The 25,609-nt window shown below is 69.5% G+C and carries 23 protein-coding genes; 17 read left to right on the top strand and 6 right to left on the bottom strand.

Translation table 11 applies throughout. The features are described from left to right. Positions 1 to 103: 103 nt before the first annotated feature. The 6 genes from lepA to recO are packed head-to-tail and all read left to right on the top strand — an operon-like array spanning position 104 to position 5,473. Positions 104 to 1,897, top strand: coding sequence for a translation elongation factor 4 (gene lepA, locus FHQ07_RS03060; protein WP_168191589.1), 1,794 nt, complete (start codon positions 104 to 106; stop codon positions 1,895 to 1,897). Positions 1,898 to 1,928: 31 nt separating this feature from the next. After that, the gene (gene lepB / locus FHQ07_RS03055) at positions 1,929 to 2,726 is read left to right on the top strand and encodes a signal peptidase I (protein ID WP_139717852.1); all 798 of its coding nucleotides are present in this window, start codon (positions 1,929 to 1,931) and stop codon (positions 2,724 to 2,726) included. Positions 2,727 to 2,762: 36 nt separating this feature from the next. Continuing rightward, a complete protein-coding gene (locus FHQ07_RS03050; RefSeq protein ID WP_139715292.1) occupies positions 2,763 to 3,140 on the top strand; it encodes a DUF4845 domain-containing protein in 378 nt (125 codons plus the stop codon). Beyond that, the gene (rnc, locus tag FHQ07_RS03045) at positions 3,100 to 3,807 is read left to right on the top strand and encodes a ribonuclease III (protein WP_139715291.1); all 708 of its coding nucleotides are present in this window, start codon (positions 3,100 to 3,102) and stop codon (positions 3,805 to 3,807) included. Before FHQ07_RS03050 ends, rnc begins: the two co-directional genes overlap by 41 nt. Then, positions 3,804 to 4,727 (top strand): GTPase Era, encoded by a 924-nt coding sequence (gene era / locus FHQ07_RS03040; protein ID WP_139715290.1) that lies wholly within the window; start codon positions 3,804 to 3,806, stop codon positions 4,725 to 4,727. The genes rnc and era overlap by 4 nt, the downstream gene beginning before the upstream one ends. Positions 4,728 to 4,729: 2 nt before the next feature. Then, the gene (gene recO, locus FHQ07_RS03035; protein ID WP_139715289.1) at positions 4,730 to 5,473 is read left to right on the top strand and encodes a DNA repair protein RecO; all 744 of its coding nucleotides are present in this window, start codon (positions 4,730 to 4,732) and stop codon (positions 5,471 to 5,473) included. A gap of 70 nt (positions 5,474 to 5,543) precedes the next feature. Here the strand turns inward: recO and FHQ07_RS03030 are convergent, their stop codons facing one another. Then, positions 5,544 to 6,233, bottom strand: a complete 690-nt coding sequence (locus FHQ07_RS03030; RefSeq protein WP_139715288.1) for a response regulator — start codon at positions 6,231 to 6,233, stop codon at positions 5,544 to 5,546. A gap of 33 nt (positions 6,234 to 6,266) precedes the next feature. Between FHQ07_RS03030 and FHQ07_RS03025 the strand changes: the two genes are divergently transcribed. The 10 genes from FHQ07_RS03025 to FHQ07_RS02980 all read left to right on the top strand — a co-directional run bounded on the left by FHQ07_RS03025 (position 6,267) and on the right by FHQ07_RS02980 (position 16,731). Beyond that, a complete protein-coding gene (locus tag FHQ07_RS03025; protein ID WP_139715287.1) occupies positions 6,267 to 8,288 on the top strand; it encodes an intermembrane phospholipid transport YdbH family protein in 2,022 nt (673 codons plus the stop codon). A gap of 19 nt (positions 8,289 to 8,307) precedes the next feature. After that, positions 8,308 to 8,907 (top strand): YdbL family probable chaperone protein, encoded by a 600-nt coding sequence (locus FHQ07_RS03020; protein ID WP_139715286.1) that lies wholly within the window; start codon positions 8,308 to 8,310, stop codon positions 8,905 to 8,907. Positions 8,908 to 9,018: 111 nt separating this feature from the next. Next, a complete protein-coding gene (gene rlmD, locus FHQ07_RS03015) occupies positions 9,019 to 10,365 on the top strand; it encodes a 23S rRNA (uracil(1939)-C(5))-methyltransferase RlmD (protein ID WP_425476939.1) in 1,347 nt (448 codons plus the stop codon). Between the two features lie 3 nt (positions 10,366 to 10,368). Next, complete coding sequence (locus tag FHQ07_RS03010) at positions 10,369 to 10,911, top strand: CYTH domain-containing protein (RefSeq protein WP_139715284.1); 543 nt, start codon at positions 10,369 to 10,371, stop codon at positions 10,909 to 10,911. Next, the gene (gene nagZ, locus FHQ07_RS03005) at positions 10,911 to 11,963 is read left to right on the top strand and encodes a beta-N-acetylhexosaminidase (RefSeq protein WP_139715283.1); all 1,053 of its coding nucleotides are present in this window, start codon (positions 10,911 to 10,913) and stop codon (positions 11,961 to 11,963) included. Before FHQ07_RS03010 ends, nagZ begins: the two co-directional genes overlap by 1 nt. Then, positions 11,960 to 12,517 (top strand): hypoxanthine-guanine phosphoribosyltransferase, encoded by a 558-nt coding sequence (locus FHQ07_RS03000; RefSeq protein ID WP_139715282.1) that lies wholly within the window; start codon positions 11,960 to 11,962, stop codon positions 12,515 to 12,517. The genes nagZ and FHQ07_RS03000 overlap by 4 nt, the downstream gene beginning before the upstream one ends. A gap of 113 nt (positions 12,518 to 12,630) precedes the next feature. Continuing rightward, on the top strand, positions 12,631 to 13,410 hold the full coding sequence (locus FHQ07_RS02995; RefSeq protein WP_139715281.1) for an S-methyl-5'-thioinosine phosphorylase: 780 nt from the start codon (positions 12,631 to 12,633) through the stop codon (positions 13,408 to 13,410). An 8-nt stretch (positions 13,411 to 13,418) separates the two neighbouring features. Further along, positions 13,419 to 14,669: an FAD-dependent oxidoreductase gene (locus FHQ07_RS02990; protein WP_139715280.1), complete on the top strand. Its 1,251-nt coding sequence runs from the start codon at positions 13,419 to 13,421 to the stop codon at positions 14,667 to 14,669. Between the two features lie 138 nt (positions 14,670 to 14,807). Then, entirely contained in the window at positions 14,808 to 15,011 is a 204-nt protein-coding gene (locus FHQ07_RS02985; protein ID WP_139715279.1) for a cold-shock protein, read from the top strand. Positions 15,012 to 15,099: 88 nt separating this feature from the next. Then, positions 15,100 to 16,731, top strand: a complete 1,632-nt coding sequence (locus tag FHQ07_RS02980) for an acyl-CoA dehydrogenase family protein (RefSeq protein WP_425476957.1) — start codon at positions 15,100 to 15,102, stop codon at positions 16,729 to 16,731. On the opposite strand, the gene FHQ07_RS02975 is transcribed toward FHQ07_RS02980, so the two are convergent. The 4 genes from FHQ07_RS02975 to FHQ07_RS02960 are packed head-to-tail and all read right to left on the bottom strand — an operon-like array spanning position 16,728 to position 21,047. Then, the gene (locus FHQ07_RS02975; RefSeq protein WP_139715277.1) at positions 16,728 to 17,750 is read right to left on the bottom strand and encodes an SDR family oxidoreductase; all 1,023 of its coding nucleotides are present in this window, start codon (positions 17,748 to 17,750) and stop codon (positions 16,728 to 16,730) included. The two genes, FHQ07_RS02980 and FHQ07_RS02975, sit on opposite strands and share 4 nt — an antisense overlap. Positions 17,751 to 17,753: 3 nt before the next feature. Beyond that, the gene (locus tag FHQ07_RS02970) at positions 17,754 to 19,520 is read right to left on the bottom strand and encodes an ABC transporter transmembrane domain-containing protein (protein ID WP_139715276.1); all 1,767 of its coding nucleotides are present in this window, start codon (positions 19,518 to 19,520) and stop codon (positions 17,754 to 17,756) included. Between the two features lie 31 nt (positions 19,521 to 19,551). Beyond that, complete coding sequence (locus FHQ07_RS02965) at positions 19,552 to 20,484, bottom strand: hypothetical protein (protein WP_139715275.1); 933 nt, start codon at positions 20,482 to 20,484, stop codon at positions 19,552 to 19,554. Then, positions 20,481 to 21,047 carry an RNA polymerase sigma factor gene (locus tag FHQ07_RS02960; protein WP_139715274.1) on the bottom strand — a complete coding sequence of 189 codons (567 nt, stop codon included), beginning with the start codon at positions 21,045 to 21,047 and terminating at the stop codon, positions 20,481 to 20,483. The genes FHQ07_RS02965 and FHQ07_RS02960 overlap by 4 nt, the downstream gene beginning before the upstream one ends. Before the next feature lie 160 nt (positions 21,048 to 21,207). Between FHQ07_RS02960 and FHQ07_RS02955 the strand changes: the two genes are divergently transcribed. Beyond that, positions 21,208 to 23,814 carry a sensor domain-containing diguanylate cyclase gene (locus FHQ07_RS02955; protein WP_240703539.1) on the top strand — a complete coding sequence of 869 codons (2,607 nt, stop codon included), beginning with the start codon at positions 21,208 to 21,210 and terminating at the stop codon, positions 23,812 to 23,814. Positions 23,815 to 23,838: 24 nt separating this feature from the next. On the opposite strand, the gene FHQ07_RS02950 is transcribed toward FHQ07_RS02955, so the two are convergent. Further along, on the bottom strand, positions 23,839 to 25,563 hold the full coding sequence (locus tag FHQ07_RS02950) for a vWA domain-containing protein (protein ID WP_139715272.1): 1,725 nt from the start codon (positions 25,561 to 25,563) through the stop codon (positions 23,839 to 23,841). Positions 25,564 to 25,609 lie beyond the last annotated feature (46 nt).

Genomic DNA, 25,609 nt, shown 5'->3' with positions numbered 1-25,609 from the left:
GGCGCAGGCGGGGCTGTGCGATAATCCGGCGTTTATCCAGGCAGGCAGCCGCCCCGCTGCCGCCACCGCCAGAAGCAGCCCTACGTTCATGCAGCAAGACGCCATGCGGGTCATCCGCAACTTCTCGATCATCGCCCACGTCGACCACGGCAAGTCGACCCTGGCCGACCGCATCATCCAGCTTTGCGGCGGCCTGCAGGACCGCGAGATGGAAGCGCAGGTCCTCGACAGCAACCCGATCGAGCGCGAGCGCGGCATCACCATCAAGGCGCAGTCGGTCTCGCTGCCGTACACCGCGAAGGACGGCGTGACCTACCAGCTGAACTTCATCGATACCCCCGGCCACGTCGACTTCAGCTACGAAGTCAGCCGCTCGCTGGCCGCGTGCGAAGGCGCGCTGCTGGTGGTCGATGCCGCGCAGGGCGTGGAAGCGCAGTCCGTCGCCAACTGCTACACCGCGGTGGAGCAGGGCCTGGAGGTGGTGCCGATCCTCAACAAGATCGACCTGCCGACCGCCGACATCGACAAGGTGAAGGAAGAGATCGAGGCCGTGATCGGCATCGATGCCGCCGATGCCGTGGCGATTTCCGCCAAGACCGGCCTGAACGTGCGCGACGTGCTGGAAGCCATCGTCCAGCGCATTCCGCCGCCGCAGCCGCGCGAGACCGACAAGCTGCAGGCGCTGATCATCGATTCCTGGTTCGACAACTACCTGGGCGTGGTTTCGCTGGTGCGGGTGATGCAGGGCGAGATCAAGCCCGGCGACAAGCTGCTGGTGATGTCGACCGGCCGCACCCACCAGGTCGACAAGGTCGGCGTGTTCACCCCCAAGCGCAAGGAGCTGGCGAAGCTCGGCGCCGGCGAGGTGGGCTGGGTGCATGCCTCGATCAAGGACGTGCACGGCGCGCCGGTCGGCGACACCCTGACCCTGGCCGGCGATCCCGCACCTGGGCCGCTGCCGGGTTTCCAGGAAATGCAGCCGCGCGTGTTCGCCGGCCTGTTCCCGGTCGATGCCGAGGACTACCCCGACCTGCGCGAGGCGCTGGACAAGCTGCGCCTCAACGATGCCGCGCTGCGCTTCGAACCCGAGAGCTCGGAGGCGATGGGCTTCGGCTTCCGTTGCGGCTTCCTCGGCATGCTGCACATGGAGATCGTGCAGGAGCGGCTGGAGCGCGAATACGACCTCAACCTGATCAGCACCGCACCGACGGTGATCTACGAGGTGCTGAAGACCGACGGCGGCGTGGTGCCGATGGACAACCCGGCCAAGCTGCCGCCGGTGAACATGGTGGCGGAGATCCGCGAGCCGATCATCCGCGCCAACATCCTGACCCCGCCGGACTACATCGGCAACGTGATCAAGCTGTGCGAGGAAAAGCGCGGCGTGCAGGTCGGCATCACCTACATGGCCAGCCAGGTGCAGGTCAGCTACGAATTGCCGATGGCCGAGGTGGTGCTGGATTTCTTCGACAAGCTGAAGTCGGTGAGCCGCGGCTACGCCTCGCTGGACTACCACTTCCTGCGCTTCGAGGCCGGCCCGTTCGTGCGCGTGGATACGCTGATCAACGGCGACAAGGTGGATGCGCTTTCGATCATCGTCCACCGTTCGCATGCGGATCGCCGTGGCCGCGAGCTGACCGAGAAGATGAAGGAACTGATCCCGCGGCAGATGTTCGACGTGGCGATCCAGGCCGCGATCGGCGCGCAGATCATCGCCCGCACCACGGTCAAGGCGATGCGCAAGAACGTGCTGGCGAAGTGCTACGGTGGCGACGCCACCCGCAAGAAGAAGCTGCTGGAGAAGCAGAAGGCCGGCAAGAAGCGGATGAAGCAGGTCGGCAGCGTGGAGATCCCGCAGGAAGCCTTCCTCGCCGTGCTGCAGATGGACAACAAGTGAGCCCGACGCAACCCCCGGAGAACGCCGCATGATGGTGTGGTTCGAAACGATCTTGGTCGCACTGACCGCGCTGACCGGCCTGATCTGGCTGCTGGACAAGCTGTTCTTCGCCAAGCGCCGCCTGGCCGCCGCGGGCGTGCTGGAAGAGGCGAGGGAGCCGGTGGTGGTCGACTACGCCAAGGCCTTCTTCCCGATCCTGGCGCTGGTGCTGGGCTTGCGCAGCTTCGTCGGCGAACCGTTCCGGATCCCGTCCAGCTCGATGATGCCGACCCTGCTGATCGGCGACTTCATCCTGGTCAACAAGTTCGCCTACGGCCTGCGCTGGCCGATCACCAACAAGAAGTTCCTCGACAACGGCGAGCCGGAGCGCGGCGACGTGGTCGTGTTCCGCCCGCCGCACCACCCGCGCGAGGACTGGATCAAGCGCGTGGTCGGCCTGCCCGGCGACACCGTCGGCTACCACGACAACAAGGTCACCGTGAACGGCAAGGAATTGCCCTACCGCGCCGAGGGCGTGTACCAGGGCACGGGGCAAGGCGCGCGCGAAACCGGCGCGACCAAGCTGACCGAAGGCATGCCCGGACGCCCGCATTTTGTCCTCGAGCGCGAGGATTCGCCGTTCATCCCGCAAGGCGAAGGTGACTGGACGGTGCCGGCGGGGCATTATTTCGTCATGGGCGACAACCGCGACAACAGCGAGGACAGCCGGTTCTGGGGGTTCCTGCCGGAGGCCAACCTGCGCGGCAAGGCGATCCTGGTCTGGATGAACTTCGACTGGAGCGCGGATCGCAAGGTGGATGTCTCCCGCCTCGGCACCAGGATTCCTTGAACGACCACCGCGTAAACGACCATCGAGGGGAGCCTTATGAATCGCAAGCAAAGCGGCATGACCATGCTCGGTTTCCTGATCACCCTCACGGTGGTCATGTTCTTCCTTTACTGCGGCATGAAGGTCGTGCCGATGTACACCGAGTACTACTCGGTGAAGAAGGCACTGGCCAGCATTGCCAGCGATCCGGAAGCAGGGGTGTCCAAGGACAAGATCCGGGCATTGTTCAGCAGGCATATGGAAATCGACTACGTCTCCGTGATCAAGCCGGAGATGTTGCAGATCGAGTCCACCGATACCGGCTACAACATGATCATGGATTACGAACGGCGGACCCCGCTGTTCGCCAACCTCGACGTGGTGGCGAAGTTCCATGCCGAGCAGGCCGTTGCGCGTGGCACAGGCGGGCAATGACGCCACGCGATTGCGGGAATTCGCCGGGTACGCATTCGCGGCTCCGGCCCTGCTCGCGCAGGCCCTGACCCATCGCAGCGCCGGCAGTCCGCACAACGAACGCCTCGAATTCCTCGGCGACGCGCTGGTCAACCAGTTCGTCGCCGAGGCGCTTTATCTGCATTGGCCGAAGGCCGACGAGGGCGCGCTGACCCGCGCCCGCGCCGAACTGGTGCGCGAGTCGGCGCTGGCGGGCCTGGCCCGCGAATTGAAGCTGGGCGAACACCTGGTGCTGGGCCCCGGCGAGATGAAGACCGGCGGCCACCGGCGCGATTCGATCCTGGCCGATGCGCTGGAAGCGCTGGTCGCGGCGATCCACCTGGATTCCGGGTTCGAGGCTTGCCGCGCGGTCGTGTTGCCGTGGTTCGCCCCCCTGATCGAGGCCCTGCCGCCGCCCAACAAGGTCGGCAAGGACGCCAAGACGCGCCTGCAGGAATGGTTGCAGGCGCGCCAGCGGGCGTTGCCGGCGTACGCGCTGGTCGAGGAAGGCGGCGACGACCATGCGCGCATCTTCCGGGCGAGTTGCACCCTGGCCGAACCGGCCGTCCACACCGAAGGCGAGGGCAGTTCGCGCCGCGCCGCGGAACAGCAGGCGGCGGAAGCCGCGCTACGGATCATCGAAGCATGAACAGTGAAGCGCAGCGCAGCGGCGCGGTGGCGGTGATCGGCCGGCCCAATGTCGGCAAATCGACCCTGGTCAACGCATTGGTCGGAGCGAAGATCAGCATCACCTCGAACCGGCCGCAGACGACCCGCCACCGCTTGCTCGGCATCGCCAGCTTCCCGGGTGGCCAGCTGCAATTGGTGGACACGCCCGGCATCCACGGCGAGCAGGGCAAGCGTTCCGGCAAGGCGATGAACCGGATGATGAACCGCGCCGCGCGCGGCGCGCTGGAAGGCGTGGACGCGGCGGTGCTGGTGGTCGAGGCCGGCCGCTGGGACGCCGAGGACGGCCTGGCCTTCGAGGCCCTGCGCGATGCCGGCCTGCCGGTGGTGCTGGTGGTCAACCAGGTCGACAAGGTCAAGGACAAGGGCAGCCTGCTGCCGTTCATCGCCAAGGTCAGCGAAGGCCGAGAGTTCGCCGCGGTGCACCCGCTGTCCGCGCTCAAGCGCAAGGGCCTGGAATCGCTGGTCGAGACCCTGCTTGGACTGGTGCCGGAAGCGCCGCCGATGTATGCGGAGGACGAGATCACCGACAAGAGCCAGCGCTTCCTGGCCGGCGAGCTGGTGCGCGAGCAGCTGATGCGCCAGCTGGGCGAGGAGCTGCCGTACGCGACCACGGTCGAGATCGAGAAGTTCGAGGAAGAGCCCTCGCCCAAGGCCGGGGTGATGTACCGGATCGACGCGGTGGTCTGGGTCGAGCGCGACGGCCAGAAGGCGATCGTGATCGGCAAGGGCGGCGAGCGCCTGCGCGAGATCGGCAGCCGCGCGCGCCAGCAGATGGAACGCCTGTTCGATGCCAAGGTGTTCCTGCAGACCTGGGTGCGCGTGCGCGAAGGCTGGAGCGACAACGAAGCCGCCCTGCGCGAGCTGGGCTACCACGACTGAGCATGCGCTACCTCGCCGAGCCGGCGTTCGTGCTGCATGCGCGGGCCTGGCGCGAGACCAGCCTGCTGGTGGAAGTGCTGAGCGCCGAACACGGGCGCATCGGGCTGGTCGCGCGCGGCGTGCAGGGACCGAAGCGCCACGTGCTGCGCGCCGCGTTGCAGCCGCTGCAGTCGATCCGCTTCGATGCCGTGCAGAAGGGCGAGCTGGCGCAGCTCACATCCGCCGAAGCGGTGGATGCCGCGCCGCTGCTGCAGGGCGATGCGGCGATGGCGGCGTTCTACGTCAACGAGCTGTGCCTGCGGCTGGCGCCACGGCACGATCCGCAACCCGAGTTGCACGCGGCGTACGCGCAGGTGCGCGAGCGCCTGCGCGCCGGCGAACCGCTGGCCTGGACGCTGCGCCGCTTCGAGCGCGACCTGCTGGCGGCGCTCGGCTTCGGCTTCGATTTCGCCAGCGATGGCGATGGCGCGCCGGTCGATCCCGCCGCGCGCTATCGGCTGGATCCGGAACAGGGGCCGCGTCGCGTACTCAGCGAACGCGCGGGCGAACGCCGCGATTCCGCGACCGGACAGGCCTTGCTGGCGCTGGCCGACGACGCCATGCCAACGACGGATGCGATCGCCAGCCTGCGCCAGCCCCTGCGCGCGGTATTGCTGCATCACCTCGGCGGGCGCGGGCTGAAGTCGTGGGAGATGCTGGGCGAGTTGGGGCGGCTGGGCCGACGGGGAGAAACGGGGCCAGGGTGAATTTCGCGTCGACCAGAATCGGTATCGCCGGGTCGCCCGGCCGCAAGACTCCGCGCTGACCCGTTTCTCCTTACAACAAGTCCTCGGTCGCGAACCCGAACTGCCGCAGGGCCCGCGCATCCAGTGGCGCCGCCTGCAGCTCGCGCACTGCGCTCGCCAGTCTGGCCGCGCCGACGAAACCGCAACTGGCCGCCAGCCGGTGCAACTCGGCGCGGACCGCGGCGTCGTCGCCGGCCGCCGCCGCCGCTTCGATGCGCTGGCGCTGGCCGGGCAATTCCTTCACGAACAGGTCGCGCAGCGCATCGACATGCGCCTGCTGGCCGCCGAGCGCGGTCAGCGCCGCGCGGTCGTCCCAATTCGGCTGCTTGCCGCAGGTCGCCGGCGGCGCAAGCTGGCGGCGCAGCGCATCGTGCAGTTCCGCCACCGCCAGCGGCTTGCACAGCACCTCGATGAAGCCCGCGGCGAGCAGGCGTTCGCGCATGTTCTGCTCGTGCGCGGCGGTATGCGCCAGCGCGGGGGTGGCCAGCCCGCGCCCGCGCAGCTCCTGCAGCAGGGTTTCGCCGCGCCCGTCGGGCAGGTTGGCATCGATCAGGTACAGGTCGTGGGCGCGCGCCGTGGCGCAGGCCAGGGCCTCGGCGATGCTGCCGGCAATCTCGGCCCGGGCCGGCAGGGCGGCGGCCGCGTCGCGCAGGAAGGCCGCGCTGACCGGGTCGTCTTCGACCAGCAGCAAGTTCGGCAGGGTGCCCGGGACTGGATTCATCGTTTCGCGATCCGGTGTTTGTATGCTGCCGGGATGTCGCGACCGATCATAGCCGCAACCCTGGGACTGCTGGCCGCGTTGGCTGCGCTGCCGGCATCGGCCAGGGGCCTGCAGGCGAAGATCGCGAAAGTGACCACCCCGGTGGCGACGCTGGAGCAAGTGCGCGTGCGGGTGGATTGGGCGGCGGGCGCGGACAGCGGCGAATTGCAGCTGTGGGCGGGTCGCGTCGAAGCGCCGGACCTGGGCTATCGCTACCGCGACCTGCACTGGCGCTGCCCGCTGCGCCGCGAGGGCAAGGACGGCTGGCGCTGCGAGGGCGAACTGCGCTCCGGGCGCGCCGCGCCATTGCAGCTGGCCCTGCGTTTCGACGCCGCAACCACGCAAGCGTCGCTGGCGCAGGGCAGGGCGCGGATCGCGCTGGATCGCGATGCCGGATCGCCCGACCTCACCGGCATCGACCTCAGCCGCGTGCCGATCCAGTGGGCACAGGCGCTGCTGGCGAAGGCATGGCCGGACGCGAACTTCAAGGCCGGTGAATTCGATGCAAGCCTCGCGATCGAAGCGCCGGCGAACAGGCCGCTGCGCATCGCGGGCCCGCTGACCTTGCGCGGCATCGGCCTGGAGACCGCCGATGCCGCGATCGCCGGGGAAAGACTCGGCGGCCGCTTCGCCATCGATTACCGCACCACGCCCGCGCTGTCGCTGCTCGCGCTGGATGGCGAACTGCGCGGCGGCGAGTTCCTCGCCGGTAATACCTATGTCGCGCTGCCGGCCACGCCGGTCGGCTTGCGCATCGACGCCATGCGGCATGCCGGCGCGGGCTGGGAATTGCCGCGCATCGAATGGCGCGACGGCGATGCACTGAGCGTCGAGGGCGATGCGCGCTTCGCCAGCGATGCCAGCCTGCAGGCGCTCGAGGTCGACGTGCACAGCGGCGACATGTCGCCGTTGCGGCAACGCTACCTGTCCGGCTGGCTCGGCTTGTTCGGGCTGGGCGAGGTCGACCTGCATGGCGCGATGGACATGCACCTGCAGCTGCGCGATGGGCAGCTGCAGGTCGCGGACGCCCGCCTGCATGGGGTGAACCTGCGCGACCCGGGCGAACGCTTCGTGTTCGACGGCCTGCAGGGCGACGTGCGTTATTCGGCCGGTGCGCCGGTGCAGAGCGAACTGCGCTGGGCCAGCGGCAAGCTGTACGGCCTGGAATTCGATGCCGCGCGCCTGCCGTTCGCCAGCGCCGACGGCCTGCTGCGCTTCCGCGAGGATGCGACGGTGCCGATCATGGGCGGCACGATGACTTTCCGCGGCCTGACCATCCGCCCGCCGCAGGGCGAGGCCGGCGCCGACATCCGCTTCGCGCTGGTGCTGGACGACATCGATTTCGGCCGCGTCTCCACCGCGCTGGGCCTGCCCGCGTTCCAGGGCCGCCTCAGCGGCACCATCCCGAACGCGCGTTACGCCAACGAGCGCATCGATTTCGATGGCGGCCTGTCGATGCGGCTGTTCGATGGCCGCGTCGCATTCTCCTCGCTGGCGCTGGAACGTCCGTTCGGCAGCGCGCCCAGCCTGAGCGCGGACATCGCCTTCGACGACCTCGACCTGCTGCGGCTGACCGAAGTGCTCGGCTTCGGCAGCATCACCGGCCGCCTCGACGGCCGCATCGATGGGTTGCGCCTGGTCGACTGGACGCCGGTGGCGTTCGACGCGCGCTTCATCACCGACGCCAAGCCCGGCATCAAGCAGCGGATCAGCCAGCGCGCGGTGCAGAACATCAGCAGCGTCGGCGACGCCAGCTTCGTCACCAGCCTGCAGGGCAAGCTGATCGGCCTGTTCGACGATTTCGGCTATCGCCGGATCGGCATCGGCTGCCATCTGGTGAACGAGGTCTGTTCGATGTCTGGCCTCCATTCAGCAAGCAACGCCTTTACTATCGTGGAAGGCGCCGGTCTCCCGCGCCTGGGCGTGGTCGGCTTCAACAGGCAGGTGGATTGGCCCACCCTTGTCGAACGCCTGGTCGCGGTCGGGTCGGGCGAGGTGAAGCCGGTGGTCGAATGATCGTTCGAGGAGCAATGCCATGAAACAGTTGTTCGGAGTGCCGGTGATCGGGGCGTTGCTGCTGACCGCCTGCGTGACCATCAATGTCTATTTCCCCGCCGCCGAAGCCAAGGCCGCCGCCCGCGAGTTCGTCGAGAAGGTGATCGACGAAGCCGACAAGGTGCAGATCAAGGACGGCAGCGGCGGCGGCATGGCCGCGCTGCGCGAGCGCGTCGATTTCGATCCGTGGATGCTGCTCGGCATCGGCAGCGCGCAGGCGCAGTCGGCGCCCGACATCAGCATCAAGACCCCGGCGATCCAGGCGATCCAGGCGCGCATGGAGTCGCGCTTCAACGGCACCCTGCGCGCGGGCTTCGACAGCGGCGCGCTGGGCTTCACCAGCGACGGCCTGATCAGCGTGCGCGATGCCGGCAAGCTGGAGCTGAAGGATCGGGTGGCGATGAACGCCGCGGTGGCCGACGACAACCGCGACCGCAAGGCGGTCTATCGCGAGGTCGCGGTGGCCAATGGCCATCCGGAATGGGAAAGCCAGATCCGCGACGTGTTCGCCAAGCAGTGGGTGGATAGCGCCCGCAGCGGCTGGTGGTACCAGTCCGGTGGCGGCTGGAAGCAGAAGTAAGCCGGTTTTCCCGTGCTGCCCGCAACGGCCCGCTTCGGCGGGCCGTTTGCATCCGGGGTCCGCGACGGGCATTTCTGCCAAAATATGCGGCCATTCGCAGCATTGAGCCTCGTGGCCCGCCTCGATCATTCCCCCAAGACCCTGTCCATCGTCAACCTCGGCCATGACGGTCGTGGCGTCGGGCGCTGGCCGGAAGGCCATGCCAACGCAGGCAAGACCGTGTTCGTGGCAGGCGCCTTGCCCGGCGAAACGGTGAGCGTGCAGCAAACCGCGCGTTCGCGGCATTTCGACGAGGCGAAGACGCTGGAGGTGCTCGAGGCATCGCCGGACCGCGTCGAGCCGCGTTGCCCGCATTTCGGCACCTGCGGCGGCTGCGTGCTCCAGCACTTCGCCGAAGACCGGCAGATCGAGGCCAAGCAGCGCCAGTTGCTGGACAACCTGCAGCGCATCGGCCATGTCGCGCCGCAGGCGGTGCTGCCGCCGTTGCGCGGCGACAGCTGGGGCTATCGCCGCAAGGGGCGCTTCTCGGTGCGCCGAGTCGAGAAGAAGGACAAGACCCTGGTCGGGTTCCGCGAGCAGGATCCGCGCTTCGTCGCCGACATCGGCGAATGCCATGTCGTGGTGCCGCAGCTCGGCTTCAAGGTCGCGGCGCTTGGCGCGCTGGTCGACGGCCTGGATGCGCGCCGCGACATCCCGCAGATCGAGTTCATCACCGGCGATGCGCATGTCGCGCTGGTGTTCCGCCACCTGCAGCCGCTGTCGGAGGCCGACAAGGCGAAACTCGAGGCCTTCGGTGCCGCCCAGGGCTTCTCGATCTTCCTGCAACCCGGCGGCAACGATTCCGTGCATCCGCTGTCGGGCGATGCGCCGCAGCTGTCGTTCCGCCTGCCGCAATGGGACATCGAACTGCTGTTCCGCCCGCTGGACTTCATCCAGGTCAACGCCAAGCTCAACGAGGCGATGATCGCGCGCGCGCTGGAACTGCTCGACGTGCAGCCGGGCGAGCGCGTGCTCGACCTGTTCTGCGGCCTGGGCAATTTCACCCTGCCGCTGGCGCGTGCCGCCGGCGACGGCGCGGTGGTCGGCGTGGAGGGTGAGGCCGGCCTGGTGCAGCGCGCCCGCGCCAATGCCGAGCACAATGGCCTTGCGAACGTGCAGTTCCATGCCGCCGACTTGTCGCAGGACCTGGCCGCGCAGCCGTGGCTCAAGGCGGGCTTCGACAAGCTGCTGCTGGACCCGGCGCGTTCGGGTGCAATCGAAGTGCTCAAGCAGCTACCGCTCAAGGGCCTGAAGCGGATCGTCTACGTGAGCTGCCATCCGGGTTCGCTCGCCCGTGATGCTGGCTACCTCGTCAACGAGGCCGGCTGGACCCTGCGCGAAGCAGGGGTGATGGACATGTTCCCGCACACCGCGCACGTCGAATCCATCGCCGTGTTCGATCCGCCGAAGAAGGGTTGAGCGATGGGCATCGAGATCGAGCGCAAGTTCCTGCCGGTCGACGACAGCTGGCGTACTGCCGTGCACAAGACCGTGCCGATGGCGCAGGGCTACCTCAACGACCTCGCAATGGTCGAGTCCGGCGCGATGCAGACCTCGGTGCGCGTGCGCATCGAAGGCGAGGCCGCCTTCCTCAACATCAAGTCGCGCGAGGCCGGCCCGAGCCGGCAGGAATTCGATTACGAAATCCCGGTGGCCGACGCGCGCGCGCTGCTGGCGCTGTGCGTGGGCGGCAAGATCGACAAGCGGCGGCATTACGTCGAGCACGCAGGCCACCTGTGGGAGGTCGACGAATTCCTCGGCGACAACGCGGGACTGGTGGTTGCCGAGATCGAGCTGGGCAGCGTCGACGAGGCTTACGCCAGGCCTGCCTGGCTGGGCGCGGAGGCGACCCATGCGCAGCGCTACTACAATCTGGCATTGGCTTCGCGCCCGTATTCGCAATGGGAACAGGCCGAGCGCCTTGCCCTCGACCTCAAGGAATCGCCCGTGGGACACAAACCGTAATGCTCGTCATCGGTATCGCCGGACACGAACTCACCGCGCAGGAACGCGACTGGCTGCAGCACGAAGGCTGCGCCGGCGTGATCCTGTTCACCCGCAATTTCGCCTCCCGGGCGCAGGTCGGCGAACTCACCCGGTCGATCCGCGAGGCCGCGCCGCGCCCGCAGCTGGTCTGCGTCGACCAGGAAGGCGGCCGCGTGCAGCGGTTCCGCGAGGGCTACAGCAAGTTGCCGGCGCTGGAAGGCTTCGACGCACTGCACCGGCGCGACCCCGCCGCCGCGCTGGCGCTGGCGAAGGAACATGCATGGCTGATGGCCAGCGAAGTGCGCGCCACCGGCGTCGACCTCAGCTTCGCGCCGGTGATCGACCTGGGCCGCGGCAACCGCGCGATCGGCAACCGCGCGTTCTCGCCCGATCCGCAGGTGGTCGCGGCGTTCACCCGCGCCTACGTCGAGGGCATGCACAGTGCCGGCATGGCGGCGACCATCAAGCATTTCCCCGGCCACGGCTCGGTGCTGGAAGACACCCACTACGCGGCCGCCGTCGATCCGCGTTCGCTGGAGGAACTGCGCGGCACCGACCTGGTCCCGTTCGTGGCGGGCATCGATGCCGGCGCCGAGGCGGTGATGATGGCGCACGTGACCTATCCGCAGGTCGCGCCCGAGCCCGCCGGGTATTCGCCGACATGGATCAAGGACATCCTGCGCAAGCAGATGGGTTTCGCGGGCGCCGTGGTCTCCGACGACATCGGCATGGCGGCCGCGTCCAGCGCCGGCGGCATCAAGGGCCGCGTGCATGCGCACCTGGACGCGGGCTGCGATGCGGTGCTGGTCTGCCATCCGTCGCTGGTCGAGGAATCGCTGGCGGCGATGGAAGGCCGCGAGCTCGATGCGACGCGCCTGGCGGCACTGGCGGGGCGCGACGGCGGATCGTGGGCGGCGTTGCTGGCCGACGGCCGTTATTCCGCGGCGCAGGCCGCGATCGAACAGGTGCCGGTGTTCGCCAGCGATGCCGGCGCGACTTCCGGCGCCAACGACGAGGCGAACGCGACATGAGCGCACCCAAGCTTGCCGATGCACTGGCCAATTCGCATGTCGTGCACGACCGGGCGACGCTGGAAGCGGCGATCGAACGCATCGCCGGCGAAATCCGCGGCCAATACGCCGACGGCGAGGTGCCGCTGTTCCTGACCGTGATGAATGGCGGCCTGCCGTTCGCCGCGCAACTCGCGTTCGCGCTGGGCGAGCGCGGGCTGGACCTGCAGTTCGATTACCTGCACGCCACCCGCTATCGCGGCCAGACCAGCGGTTCCGGCCTGGCCTGGCTGCACCGCCCGGCCACGCCGATGCGCGGGCGCAAGGTGCTGCTGGCCGACGACATCCTCGACGAAGGCCATACCCTGCTGGCGGTGAAGCACTGGTGCGAAGACCAGGGCGCGGCCGAGGTGCGCATCGCGGTGCTGGCGGAGAAGGTCCACGACCGCTGCGTGGACGGCATCTGCGCCGATCACGTCGGCGTGCAGGTGCCGGATGCCTATGTGTTCGGTTACGGCATGGACTTCCACGAGCAGGGCCGCAACCTGCCGGCGATCTACGCGCTGGGGGAATGATTGTCTGGCGACGCGCATGTCCGGCAGCCCCGGGCGGACGCAGCGTGTGACGTCCGCGCAGGCTGCCCGGCGGCATCCGTGCCGCCGGGCAGCCGCCCGGCGCCACGCCGCGCATGCGCTTCCGATCCTCCAAGGAGCATGCAATGACCCTCGACCTCGCAGTCATCGGCGGCACCGGCGTGTACGCGCTCGGCGAACTGGCCGATGTCGAAAGCCACCAGCCGGTCACCCCGTACGGCGCGCCCTCGGGCCCGATCCGCGTCGGCAGCTATGCCGGCAGGCGCGTGGCCTTCCTCGCGCGGCATGGCGAAGGCCACTCGCTGCCGCCGCACAAGATCAACTACCGCGCCAACCTGGCCGCGCTGAAGGCGGTGGGCGCCACCCGCGTGCTGGCGATGAATACCGTCGGCGGCATCACCGAGCGCTGCGGGCCGCGCGTGCTGGCCTGCCCGGACCAGTTGATCGACTACACCTGGGGCCGCATTTCCACCCTCTGCGAAGAGCCGGGCAGCGAGGTGCTGCACGTCGATTTCGGCGATCCGTACACGCCTGCGCTGCGCAATGAAGTCATTGCCGCGGCGAAACGGGCGAACGTCGCCCTGGTCGATGCCGGCTGCTACGGGGCGACCCAGGGCCCGCGCCTGGAAACCAAGGCCGAGATCGCGCGCATGCGCCGCGACGGCTGCGACCTGGTCGGCATGACCGGCATGCCGGAAGCCGGATTGGCGCGCGAGCTGGGCCTCGACTATGCCTGCCTCGCCATCGTCGCCAACTGGGCCGCCGGCGCCGGCCCCGACGTCGACGAAGTCATCACCTTGCAGGACGTGCTCGACAACGTGAGCGCGGCGATGGACGACGCGGCGCGCCTGCTGCGGGCGATGCTGGCGGTCTGAGCCGCGCGATGGCGCGCCGGCATGTCGCCATCGTCGGTTGCGGCAGTGGCGGGCAAGCCGCCGCGCTGGCCCTGTCGCGGCTGGGCGACCAGGTCGAGATCTTCGAACGGGTCGCCGATCCGGGGCCGGTGGGCGCCGGCTTCCTGCTGCAACCCACGGGCCTGCAGGCGTTGTGGCGTCTTGGCTTGCTGCAAGCCGCATGCGCCCTGGGCACGCCGGTCGAGCGCCTGCACGGCGAGACCGCGCAAGGCCGCGCGGTGATGGACATGCGTTACGCGGATCTCGATCCGCGCTTGAGCGGGATCGGCATGCAGCGCGGCGCGCTGTTCGCCTTGCTGCACCGGGCCATCGCGGGCGAACGGGACGTCGTGTTGCACAGCGGCTGCGCCATCGTCGAACTGGATTGCGATGGCGGGCGCCTGCGCGATGCGCAGGGCCGGTGGCACGGCGGGTACGACCTGGTGGTGATTGCGGACGGCGCAGCCTCGGGCTTGCGCGCCCAGGTCGGCGATGCGCGCATCGACCGGGCATACCCGTGGGGCGCGTTGTGGTGCCTGTTGCCGGAAGGCGACTGGCCATGGCGACGCGAATTGCGCCAGCGTTATCGGCAGGCGCGGCAGATGGCGGGGATGTTGCCGGTCGGCACCACGCCCGACGACCCGCTGCGCAAGCTGAGTTTCTTCTGGAGCCTGCCGGTGGCGGCATTCGACGACTGGCGCATGGCCGGCCGCGACGCCTGGCTGCGGCAGCTGCATGGGTTGTGGCCGAAAGCGCGGGAACGCTTGGGCGATGATTTCGACGCCGCTTGCCTGGCGCGCGCCGCCTATCGCGATGCCATCCCGCGGCGCTGGTGGCGCGGCCGCGCGGTGCTGCTGGGCGATGCCGCGCACGCGATGAGCCCGCAGCTCGGGCAGGGCGTGAACATGGCGCTGGTGGATGCGCTGGCGCTGTCGGCACGCTTGCAAGATGCGCCGGTCTCGGGCCGGGCACTGCACGCCTACGAACACGAGCGTCGCGCGCACCTGGCCGCCTACCATCGCTACAGCCGCTGGCTGACCCCGCTGTTCCAGTCGGGGCAAGACGGTCTCGCGCGGCTGCGCGACCTGGCCTTGCTGCGCGCGGGGCGCATGCCGCTCGCGCGCGGCCACATGCTGCGCGTGCTGTCCGGTACCCAGCATGGCTGGTGGCGGCGCTATCGTCTGGAAGACGGCTTCATCGATGCCTTGGACGCGGCCCTGCGCGCGAACCGCGCGGAATGAAGGCGGGGCGTTGCATGCAGGCGCGGTTGTTGCATACTCGCGCCGTGCGCCGATGCCCCCGCGCGGCGCGCGTTCCGGCAACCCGCTTTGTGAAAAGCCCCGCTTTTTGAAAAGCATTACGCAAGAGGTCATCTATCCATGCAACACGGCACTGTGAAGTGGTTCAACGACGCCAAGGGCTTCGGCTTCATCTCGCCCGAGGATGGCAGCGCGGACCTGTTCGTGCATTTCTCCGCGATCGATGCCAAGGGCTTCCGCAGCCTGCAGGAAGGTCAGCGGGTCAGCTTTGAAGTCACCCAGGGTGCGAAGGGTGCGCAAGCCACCGGGGTCAAGCCCGCCTGATTGCGGCCTCGCACAGGAATTTTGGAGCCCCGCCCCGTGCGGGGCTTTTTTATGCGCAGAATTGACCCGGTAGCAGAGGACGATGCCGATGTCGCGAACCATGTTCGATACCCATGCCGTCGACAACCAGCCGCCGCCGTTGCTGCCGCGCGACCTGTGGGCGGACGACGTCGCGTTGCGCGAAGCGGTGGCGCGCGAGGCCGGCGATGCCTTCGCCGCGCGCCTGTCGGCCTACGGCCGGCTGGCCGGGGATGCGCTGTCGCGGCTCGCCGATGAGGCGCACCGCGATCGTCCCAGGCTGCGCACGCATGACCGATTCGGCAACCGCATCGACCGCGTCGAATTCAACGCGGCCTACCACGAGGTCATGGCGACCGCGATTTCGAACGGCGTCGCCTGCTTGTCCTGGCACGACGCAGGACCTGGTGCGCATGTCGCGCGCGCCGCATTGAGCTACCTGCACTACCAGGCCGAACCCGGCAGCAGCTGCCCGCTGACCATGAGCCATGCCGCGGTGCCGGTGCTGCGCCGCGAACCCGCCCTGCGCGAGTGGGCGGACAAGGCCGCGCAGCCGCATTACGACGGCCGCGACCTGCCGATGGCCGGCAAGCAAGGCATCACCCTCGGCATGGGCATGACCGAGAAGCAGGGCGGCAGCGACGTGCGCGCCAATACCACGCAGGCGGCGCTGCTGGCGGCGGACGGCGAGTACGAATTGACCGGCCACAAATGGTTCTTCTCGGCGCCGATGTCGGATGCGTTCCTGGTGCTCGCGCAGGCGCCCGCCGGCCTGAGCTGCTTCCTGCTGCCGCGCTGGCGGCCGGACGGCAGCAGGAACGCGCTGCGGCTGCTGCGCCTGAAGGACAAGCTGGGCGACTGGTCGAACGCTTCGTCCGAGGTCGAATTCGAAGGCGCGTGGGCGCGGCGGATCGGCGGCGAGGGCCGCGGCATCGCCACCATCCTCGAGATGGTGATGTTCACCCGGCTGGACTGCATGCTCGGTTCCGCCGGCCTGATGCGGATGGCGCTGGCGCAGGCCGCCCACCACGCGCGGCATCGCAGGGCATTCGGCAAGCGGCTCATCGCGCAGCCGCTGATGCGCAATGTGTTGGCCGACCTGGCGCTGGAATCGGAAGCCGCCACCGCGTTCGCCTTGCGGGTGGCGGGTGCGGTGGATCGCGCCGCGACCGATCCGCGGGAAGCCGCGTTCGCGCGGATCGCCACCGCGATCGGCAAGTACTGGATCTGCAAGCGCGCGCCGGGTTTCGCCAACGAGGCGCAGGAATGCCTGGGCGGTGCCGGTTACGTGGAGGAATCGGGGCTGCCGCGGCTGTACCGGCAGGCGCCGCTCAACTCGATCTGGGAAGGCAGCGGCAACATCCAGTGCCTGGACGTGCTGCGCGCGCTGGCGAAGGAACCGGATACCGGTGAAGCGCTGCTTGCCGAACTGCTCGCTGGATCCGGCATCGATGCCGATTTCGATGCCGTGCTTGCCGATGCGCAAGCGCGATTGGCGCAGGGCTTGGACGAAACCGGCGCGCGCGCATTGGTCGAGCAGTTGGCCTTGCTGCTGCAGGCGGCGATCCTGCTGCGCGCAGGCAATCCGCTGGCCGCTGCGCATTGCCGCAGCCGGCTCGGCGGCGGTCGCGGCGCGACTTACGGCACCTTGGTGAGCGGCATCGACGGAGACGCCGCCATCGCCCGCATCTTCGCCGACTAGCGTTTCAGCAGGTCCAGCCGCAGCAGGCTTTCGGCGGTGGCGACCAGCGCGTCCTCGTTGCTGCGCGGCGACCAGCCGAGCACCCGCCGCGCCTTGCCGGCGCTGGCGTTCTTGTCCTTGTCGAGGTCGGGCACGATCTGGCGCACGGTGGGATCGGCCAGCGCCACCAGCCTGACCAGCCAGCTCGGCAATTCGCGCGTCGGTACCTTGCGCGCGGCGTCGCCCAGGCGCGCCTTCAGCGCCAGCGCCATCTCCCGTACGCGCATGAAATCGCCGGCCACGGCGAGGAAGCGTTCGCCGTTCGCCGCCGGATCGGTCATCGCGCGCAGGTGCAGGTCGACCACGTCGCGCACGTCGACCACGCCGAAGCGCAGTTTCGGGCAGCCGGGCAGGGCGCCGTCCATCAGCCGCTGCACCAGCTGGATCGAGGTCGCGTAATCGGGCCCGAGCACCGGGCCGAACACGCCGACCGGATTCACCACCGACAGTTCAAGGCCGCCGCCTTCGCGGGCGATGAACTCCCAGGCCGCGCGTTCGGCCAGCGTCTTCGACTTTGTGTAGGCCGCGATCGGGCCGTCGAGGTTGGTCCACGTGGTTTCGTCGAACGCCGCCCGCCGTTCGGGATGGCCGTAGCCGATGGCGGCGAACGACGAGGTCAGCACCACGCGCGTCGCCCCGGCATCGCGTGCCGCGCGCAATGCACGCAAGGCGCCGTCGCGCGCCGGGACGATCAGTTCGTCCTCGTGCTTCGGGATGCCGGCGGGGAACGGCGAGGCGATGTGCAGCACGTAATCGCAGCCGGCCGCGGCTTCGGCCCAGCCACTGTCTTCGGTGAGGTCGGCGGCGAAGCAACGCAGGCGCGTGTCGTCGGCCCCGTTGGCGCGCAGCAACGCGCGCAGTCCGCCTTCGCGCTGCAGGTTGCGGAGCGTGGTGCGGACATCGTGCCCGGCGCCCAGTGCCTGCAGGATCGCGTGGCTGCCGATGAAGCCGGAACCGCCGGTGACGAGGACGGTCGCCATGGCTCAGTCGAGGAACTGCAGCTTGGCGAGGTCCGCGTACAGCCCGCCCTGCGCCAGCAGCTGTGCGTGCGTGCCTTCGGCGACGATGCGGCCGGCGTCCATCACCACGATGCGGTCGGCCTTGAGCACGGTGGCCAGGCGATGCGCGATCACCAGGGTGGTACGCCCGTCCATCAGGTTTTCCAGCGCGTGCTGCACCGCGCGCTCGCTCTGCGCGTCGAGCGCGGAGGTGGCCTCGTCCAGCAGCAGCACCGGCGCGTCCTTCAGCAGGGCGCGGGCGATGGCGACGCGTTGCTGTTGGCCGCCGGACAGGCGCGCGCCGCGTTCGCCGAGTTCGCTGGCGAAGCCCTGCGGCAGGGCGTCGATGAACGCGTCGGCTTCGGCGGATTCGGCCGCCTTGCGCACCTCGGCGTCGCTGGCGTCGAGCCGGCCGTAGCGGATGTTGTCCATCGCGCTGGCGGCGAAGATGGTCGGCGACTGCGGCACCAGCCCGATCGCGTCGCGCAACTGCGTGGGATCGAGTTCGCGCAGGTCGATGCCGTCCAGCGAGACCGTGCCGGACTGCGGGTCGTGGAAGCGCAGCAGGATCGAGAACACCGTGCTCTTGCCGGCGCCGGAAGGCCCGACCAACGCGACCGTTTCGCCGGGCCGCACGCGCAGCGAGAACTCCACCAGCGCGGCGCTGTCGGGGCGCTGCGGATAGTGGAAGGTGACGTCGTCGAAGGCGATCTCGCCGCGTATCGGTCGCGGCAATGCGCGCGGCTGCGCCGGCGCGACGATGCCGGCCGATTCCTCCAGCAATTCGTTGATCCGGCCCATGCCGCCGGCGGCCTTCTGCAGCTCGTTCCAGACCTCGGCCAGCGCCGCCACCGAGCCGCCGCCGAACAGCGCGTACAGCACGAACTGGATCAGGGTGCCGGCGCTCATGCGGCCGGCGATCACGTCGTGCGCGCCCGACCACAGCACCAGGGTGATCGCGCCGAAGAACAGGGTGATGGTGGTGCCGGTCATCAGCGACTGCGCACCGATCCGCTTGCGCGCGGTGCTGACCGTGTTGGCGACCGCATCGGCGAAGCGGCCGCGTTCGTAGTCCTCGCGCGCATGCGCCTGCACGGTGCGCACCGCGCCGAGGGTTTCGGTGGCCAGCGCGTTGGCGTCGGCGACGCGGTCCTGGCTGCTGCGCGCGATGCGGCGGATCAGCCGCGAGCCGACGATCACCGGCACCACCGCGACCGGGATCCCGACCAGCGCCCACGCCGCCAGCCGCGGGCTGGTGACGAACAGCATCACCAGCGCGCCGATCGCGGTGATCGTGCTGCGCAGCGCGATCGACATCACGCTGCCGACGATGTTGCGGATCAGCTCGACGTCGGAGGTCAGGCGCGAGACCAGTTCGCCGCTGCGGGTGCGGTCGTGGAAGCCGGCATCCAGCCCGATCAGGTGGCCGTAGAGTTTGGTCCGCAGGTCGGCGACCACGCGCTCGCCCAGCAGCGAGACGAAGAAGAAGCGCGCGGCGGTACCGAGCGCGAGCAGCAGGGCCACGCCGAACAGCAGCAGGAAGGCGCGGTCGATGCCGCCGGCACTGCCGCTCTTGAAGCCGTCGTCGATCATGGTGCGGAAGGCGACCGGCAGGCTCAGCGACGCGCTCGAGGACACCGCCAGCGCCAGCAGCCAGGCGATGAACAGGCCGCGGTGGCGGCGCACGAACGGCCAGAGTGCTCGCAGCGAGCCGATGGGCGCCTTCGTCGGCGCCGGGGCGGGGGAATTCATGCGTGCATGGTAGCCGCGCGCCGCGCGGCCGTCAGTGCTCGAGCTTGCGCAGTTCCGGCGGCAGGCTGGCGTCGGGGTAGCGGCGCCTGAATTCCGCCAGGCTGGCCTTGGCATCGTCGTGCTTGCCCTGTTTCAGCAATTCGCCGATGCGGCGCAGCCAGGCGTCGCGTACCTCGGGCGAATCGGCGGTGGCGGGCGGCACGTCTTCGCCGGGGTCGTCGCCGACGTCCACGGTGTCCAGGGTGCTTGCGTCCGCCGCCATCGCCGCCGCCTCCTGCGCCTGCGCCGCGTCGTTGTCCGCGGCGCGTTCGCGCGCAGCGTCCCCGCTGCGGGCGGCCGACTTGGCCATCATCGGCACCTGCGCGCGCGCGGGTGCCGCGATTTGCCCGGCAGACATCGCTGCCGGCGCCGGGCTGTCGGCGACGACCGGCGCCACCGGCGCGGGCGGTGCCGGTGGCGCGGGCGGCGGGACAGCCGCCGGTTGCGGTTCGGCGGGCGCGGCCTGGCGCGCGTCGGCGCCGGCGATTCCTGCGGCGATCGGGGTTTCGGCGGCGGGCGGCGCCGGTTTCATCTGCGCGGATTCCGGCACCGTTGCGACCGAGGCTGGCGGTGGCGGCGCTTCGATGGCTTGCACCATCATCGCATCGCCGCCCGCATCGGGACCGGCGGAATCGGCGGATGCGGCCGCTGCGGGGGCATCGGGCGCCGGTGGCGGCCGCAATTGCCAGGCCAGGCCCAAGGCCAGCATCAGCGAGGCGGCGACCGCGGTCGGTGCGATCCAGCTCCGGCGCGGCCGGCGCGACGCCGGCTGCGGGTGCAGGGCGGCCTGCGCTGCGGCAAGGATGCGTGCATCGAGGTCGGCGCCCGGTTCGGCACGGCCTGGCACGCGCGGCAGCGACGCGGCCAGCGCGCGCTCCTCGGCATCGAGCCGTTCGCTGGGCGGCAGCGGCGGCTGGCGGTTCATGCGGGCAGCCTCGAACGCAGCTTGTCCATGGCGTAGCGCAGGCGCGACTTCACCGTCTCCCGGCCGACGCCGGTGATGTCGCCGATCTCCTCCAGCGTCAGTTCCTGTTCCAGCCGCAACAGCAGTACCTCGCGTTGTTCCTCGGGCAGGTCGTCCAGCGCCAGTTGCAGCTGGCGGCGGCGTTCGAACTCGGACAATACGCGCTCCGGCGTGTCCGGGTCGGCAAGGCGCGCGGTGCGCTCGTCGGCATCGGCCGGTGCCGACGGACGATGCTTGAGGCTGCGCCAATGGTCGCCCAGCCGGTGGTGGGCGATGGTGTACAGCCAGGTGGCGAAGCCGGCGTCCGCGGATTTCGCCGAATTTGTCCAGCCGGCGCGGGCGCTGATCACCCGCTGCCACACGTCCTGGAAGCATTCGTCGGCGAGCGCGTTGTCGCGCAACTGGCGCAACAGGTAGCGGTACAGCTTGCCGCGATGGCGGGCGTACAACTGCTCGAACGCCCCGGCGTCGCCCGCGGCATAGGCAAGCATCAGGGCTTCATCGCTGGCATCCAGGCCATCCATGCGCGCCAGCCTACGGATTGGCGGCAGCGCAGGGAAGGGTGCGGACAGCGCGAGAGGGCGGGCGTGGGCTGGATCCATGTCCCTGTGAACGAATGCGGGCGGCACTCGGGGTTGCCGGGGATTGCACCGTTCCGCGTACTTGGCAGGTATGCTCACTTCCATGAACGGGGGCAGGATCGTGCAGCTGCAGCAGGGCGCAAACGAGGCGCGGGCGCGCCGTGAAGCGCTCGAAAGGGACGAGTTGGTGCGCCTGCTGGACGTGGCCGAGCAACGCATCGAATCCCTGCGCCGCAACGAACGCCTGCAGCTGGCCCTGTACGAGATCGCCGACCTCGCCGGCGGCAGCCTGGACATGCAGGACATGCTGCGCCGGATCCACGCGATCGTCGGCGAGCTCATGTACGCCGAGAACTTCTACATCGTCCTGTACGACGATGCGCGGCAGAAGATGCGGTTCCTGTATTTCGTCGACAAGCTCGACCCCTACGTCAACGACCCGGACACCGAGCTCGACTTCGACCAGGCCGATGCCAACCTCACCGTGACCTTGCTGCGCGGCGGCGTGGCGATGCGCGGGCCTTCGCGCGAACTGCGCGAACGGCACGGCATCGCCCACGACGAGAGCAACGGCCCGGACAGCGCGGACTGGATGGGCGTGCCGATGCTGCGCGAGGACCTGGTGGCCGGCGGCATCGTGGTGCAGAGCTACGAGCGCCCGGGGGTGTACAGCGAGGAGGAGCGCGTGCTGCTGGCCTACGTGGCCCAGCACATCCTGACCGCGCTCGACCGCCACCATGCGCGCGAGCAGCTCGAACAGCGGGTCGAGGAACGCACCCACGAGCTGCGCCAGGCCAACCTCGACCTGCAGGCGGAAGTGCTGGAGCGGCAGCGCTCGCAGGAGCTGCAGCGCGCCTTGTTCCGCATCGCCGAACTGTCGATGACCAGCGAGACGCTGGAACGCTTCTACGCCGAGATCCACAAGGTGGTCGGCGGCCTGCTGTATGCGCGCAATTTCTACATCGCGATGCTGTCGGCCGACCGCACGATGCTCGAATTCCCCTATTCGGTGGACGAACGCGATGCGGTGCGCCGCCCGCGCAAGGCCGCCAAGGGCCTGACCGAATACGTGCTGGGCAGCGGCAAGGCCCTGCTCGCCGACCGTCCGCGCATCGCCCAGCTGGAAGCGGCGGGCAAGGTGCGCAGCATCGGCACCCTGGCGCATTGCTGGCTGGGCGTGCCGCTGCTGCACGACGACCGGGTGGTCGGGGTGATCGCGGTGCAGAGCTATTCGCCCGAAATCGGCTTCAGCAGCCGCGACCAGGAACTGCTGACCTTCGTCGCCTACCACATCGGCAGCGGCCTGGCCCGCAAGCAGGCGCAGGACCGGCTGGTGCAGGCGCATGCAGGGCTGGAGCAGCGGGTCAGCGAGCGCACCCGCGAACTGGCCGAGGCCAACGCCGAGCTGGTCGAGCAGATGGGCGAGCGCATGCGCGCCGAGCGCAAGCTGACCTACCAGGCCACCCACGACGCCCTGACCGGCTTGCCGAACCGGGTGCAGTTGCTGGAACGGCTGGCGCGCGCGATCGCCGGCGCGCGCGGCGATGCCAACGCCTGCTTCGCCGTGCTGTTCCTCGACCTGGACCGCTTCAAGCTGGTCAACGACAGCGTGGGCCATGCGGTCGGCGACGAATTGCTGATCGAGGCCGGCCGCCGGATCGTCGGCACCGTGCGCGGCACCGACATGGTGGCGCGGCTCGGCGGCGACGAATACGCGATCCTCGCCGAGGGGCTGGACGGCCCGGGGATGGCGGAAGAGCTCGGGCGCCGCGTGCTGGCCGCGCTGGGCGCGCCGGTCTGGATCGCCGGGCGCGAGCTGTTCCCCACCGCCAGCATCGGCATCGCCATGTGGCATCCGCGCTACGAGAACGGCGAGGAGATGCTGCGCGATGCCGATGCGGCGATGTACCGCGCCAAGGGCGAGGGCCGCGACCGCTGCGAGTTGTTCGACGAGGCCATGCGCGAGGAAGCCACGCGCACGCTGGACCTGGAGGCGGACCTGCGCCGCGCGATCAACAGCGATGCGTTCGAGCCGCACTACCAGCCGATCGTGCGCATGTCCGATGCGACGGTGGTCGGGTCCGAGGCGCTGCTGCGCTGGCGCCACGAGCAGCGCGGCCTGCTGGCGCCGGGCGCGTTCCTCGACGTCGGCGAGGAAAGCGGCTTGATCGAACAGGTCGACTGGCTGATGTACGCGCGGGTGATCGCCGACATGGCGCGCAGCGACATGCCGGGCTACGTGGCGATCAACGTCTCGCCGCGGCATTTCCGTTCGCCGGATTTCGCCGACCGGCTGCTCGGCCTGGTCGCGGCGGCGGGAGTGGCGCCGTCGCGGCTGCGCATCGAGATCACCGAAGTGGCGTTGCTGGACGACGCGCCGCGGATCAGCCAGAGCCTGAACCTGTTGCGCGAGCGCGGCGTGCTGGCGCAGCTGGACGATTTCGGCACCGGTTTCTCGGCCTTGTCCTACCTGCACCGGTTCCCGATCGCCGCGCTCAAGATCGACCGCAGCTTCGTCGCCGACCTCAATGGCGACGCGCGCGCGGAAAGCGTGGCGGTGATCCGCGCGATCGTGGCGCTGGCGGGCAGCCTGGGCATCGAGATCATCGCCGAGGGCGTGGAGACCCAGGCCCAGCGCGAGCGCCTGCTCGAGCTGGGCTGCACCTATGCGCAAGGCTTCCTTTTCGGGCGTCCAGAGCCGCCGGCCTGAGGCAGGTGCGAAGGCGGTCGCGGTTCAGTCCGCGATCGCGGTGGAACGCGTGGAATCGGCGCCCAGTTGCTGGCGGGCCGCCGCCACCAGTTGCAGGAATTCCGCGCGCAGGCCCCAACGGTCGGCGCCCTGCGCGTTGCGCGCGGCGGCCAGGATGTCGTCCCAGTCCCAGCCCTGCATCTGCGTGCCGCCGCGCAGGGCGTCGGCAAACGCGGCGACCGCGGCGGCGAAGCGCAGCGATTCGCCCGGCCCGGCCTTGAGTTGCGAGCGCAGGACCGGGGTTTCGATCAGCTTGCTGGCTGCGGCATCCGGCAGTTTGTAGCGCAGCCGCAGGTGGGCGATTTCGTCCGCCGTGCCGGCTTCGGGCGGTGTCGCCCGTTTGCCGGCGTAGCGCAGCGGCGGCAGGCGTTCCCCGCCGGAACCGGCCAGGGCGATTTCGTACAGCGCGGTCACTTCATGGCCGGCGCCGATGTCGCCGGCGTCGACCTTGTCGTTGGCGAAATCCTCGTCCTTCAGCGCGCGGTTCTCGTAGCCGATCAGGCGGTACTCGGCGACCTGCGCGGGGTTGAACTCGATCTGGATCTTCACGTCGCGGGCGATGGTCAGCAGGGTCGACTGCATCTCGTCGACCAGCACCTTGCGCGCTTCCTGCAGGGTGTCGATGTAGGCGTGGTTGCCGTCGCCGACGTCGGCCAGGCGTTCGGCCATGGCGTCGTTGTAGTTGCCGTCGCCGAAGCCGAGCGTGCTCAGCGCCACGCCGGACTTGCGCTGGTCGCCGACCAGGGTTTCCAGCGCCTTGCGGTCGCTGATGCCGACGTTGAAGTCGCCATCGGTGGCCAGGATCACCCGGTTCACGCCGCCCTTGGCGAAGCCCTGTTTCGCCATCGCATAAGCCAGCTGGATGCCTTCGCCGCCATTGGTGCTGCCGCCGGCCTGCAACTGTTCCAGCGCGGCCAGGATCTCGCCATGGCGGTCGCCCGGCGTCGGCGGCAGCACCAGTCCGGCCGAGCCGGCATAGACCACGATCGACACCCGGTCCTGCGCGCGCAACTGCGGCACCAGCTGGGCGAACGCCTGCTTGAGCAGCGGCAGCTTGTTCGGTTCGTCCATCGAACCGGAGGTGTCGATCAGGAACACCAGGTTGGACGGCGGCAAGGTGGCCTTGGGCACGTCGTAGCCCTTGATCCCGACCATCAGCAGCTGGCGCTTTGCGTTCCACGGCGCGGGCGCGAGTTCGGTGCTGACCCGGAACGGCGCCTCCCGCGATTGCGGCGCCGGATGGCCGTAACTGAAATAGTTGATGAACTCCTCCGCGCGCACCGAGTCCGCCGGCGGGCGCACGCCCTGGCGCAGCATGCGCCGCACGTTGGCGTAGCTGCCGGTGTCGACGTCGATGGAGAAGGTCGACAGCGGCTGTTCGCTGGCGCGGTGCACCGGGTTGTCCTCGCGGTGCTCGTATTTCTCGGTGTTCTCGTCCTGCCGGTAACCGCCGGCGAACGGTTCGGCGGGCGGCGCCATCATCCGCATCGCGAAGTTGGCCTGCTTGGCCATCGCGGGTGCGGCCACGGCGACGCTGTCGAGGGTCGCGGCATCGGACGCGGGCGCCGGCGGCGCAGGCGGGGCGACGGGATAGGCGATCGCGCCCGCGGCGGCCGCATCCTGCTCGGCGGCCGCGTTTTCGCGGGCGGTGCTGCAGGCGGACAGGGCGATGGCGCAGAGCAGGGCGGTGCACAGGCGATGGCGTTGCATGGCGGGACTCCCGTGGTGGACGGGAGGGTGAACGCGCCATCCCGGC

Origin of the sequence: Thermomonas aquatica, assembly GCF_006337105.1 — a bacterium.
GTDB classification, from domain to species: domain Bacteria; phylum Pseudomonadota; class Gammaproteobacteria; order Xanthomonadales; family Xanthomonadaceae; genus Thermomonas; species Thermomonas aquatica.
The sequence above is the reverse complement of the archived record's forward strand: the minus strand, read 5'-3'. Positions and strand labels throughout refer to the sequence as shown.

Coding starts and splice junctions, on each gene's coding strand:
- lepA (WP_168191589.1), top strand. CDS start 104: ATGCGGGTCATCCGCAACTTCTCGATCATCGCCCACGTCGACCACGGC.
- lepB (WP_139717852.1), top strand. CDS start 1,929: ATGGTGTGGTTCGAAACGATCTTGGTCGCACTGACCGCGCTGACCGGC.
- FHQ07_RS03050 (WP_139715292.1), top strand. CDS start 2,763: ATGAATCGCAAGCAAAGCGGCATGACCATGCTCGGTTTCCTGATCACC.
- rnc (WP_139715291.1), top strand. CDS start 3,100: ATGCCGAGCAGGCCGTTGCGCGTGGCACAGGCGGGCAATGACGCCACG.
- era (WP_139715290.1), top strand. CDS start 3,804: ATGAACAGTGAAGCGCAGCGCAGCGGCGCGGTGGCGGTGATCGGCCGG.
- recO (WP_139715289.1), top strand. CDS start 4,730: ATGCGCTACCTCGCCGAGCCGGCGTTCGTGCTGCATGCGCGGGCCTGG.
- FHQ07_RS03030 (WP_139715288.1), bottom strand. CDS start 6,233: ATGAATCCAGTCCCGGGCACCCTGCCGAACTTGCTGCTGGTCGAAGAC.
- FHQ07_RS03025 (WP_139715287.1), top strand. CDS start 6,267: ATGTCGCGACCGATCATAGCCGCAACCCTGGGACTGCTGGCCGCGTTG.
- FHQ07_RS03020 (WP_139715286.1), top strand. CDS start 8,308: ATGAAACAGTTGTTCGGAGTGCCGGTGATCGGGGCGTTGCTGCTGACC.
- FHQ07_RS03010 (WP_139715284.1), top strand. CDS start 10,369: ATGGGCATCGAGATCGAGCGCAAGTTCCTGCCGGTCGACGACAGCTGG.
- nagZ (WP_139715283.1), top strand. CDS start 10,911: ATGCTCGTCATCGGTATCGCCGGACACGAACTCACCGCGCAGGAACGC.
- FHQ07_RS03000 (WP_139715282.1), top strand. CDS start 11,960: ATGAGCGCACCCAAGCTTGCCGATGCACTGGCCAATTCGCATGTCGTG.
- FHQ07_RS02995 (WP_139715281.1), top strand. CDS start 12,631: ATGCGCTTCCGATCCTCCAAGGAGCATGCAATGACCCTCGACCTCGCA.
- FHQ07_RS02990 (WP_139715280.1), top strand. CDS start 13,419: ATGGCGCGCCGGCATGTCGCCATCGTCGGTTGCGGCAGTGGCGGGCAA.
- FHQ07_RS02985 (WP_139715279.1), top strand. CDS start 14,808: ATGCAACACGGCACTGTGAAGTGGTTCAACGACGCCAAGGGCTTCGGC.
- FHQ07_RS02980 (WP_425476957.1), top strand. CDS start 15,100: ATGTCGCGAACCATGTTCGATACCCATGCCGTCGACAACCAGCCGCCG.
- FHQ07_RS02975 (WP_139715277.1), bottom strand. CDS start 17,750: ATGGCGACCGTCCTCGTCACCGGCGGTTCCGGCTTCATCGGCAGCCAC.
- FHQ07_RS02970 (WP_139715276.1), bottom strand. CDS start 19,520: ATGAATTCCCCCGCCCCGGCGCCGACGAAGGCGCCCATCGGCTCGCTG.
- FHQ07_RS02965 (WP_139715275.1), bottom strand. CDS start 20,484: ATGAACCGCCAGCCGCCGCTGCCGCCCAGCGAACGGCTCGATGCCGAG.
- FHQ07_RS02960 (WP_139715274.1), bottom strand. CDS start 21,047: ATGGATGGCCTGGATGCCAGCGATGAAGCCCTGATGCTTGCCTATGCC.
- FHQ07_RS02955 (WP_240703539.1), top strand. CDS start 21,208: ATGAACGGGGGCAGGATCGTGCAGCTGCAGCAGGGCGCAAACGAGGCG.
- FHQ07_RS02950 (WP_139715272.1), bottom strand. CDS start 25,563: ATGCAACGCCATCGCCTGTGCACCGCCCTGCTCTGCGCCATCGCCCTG.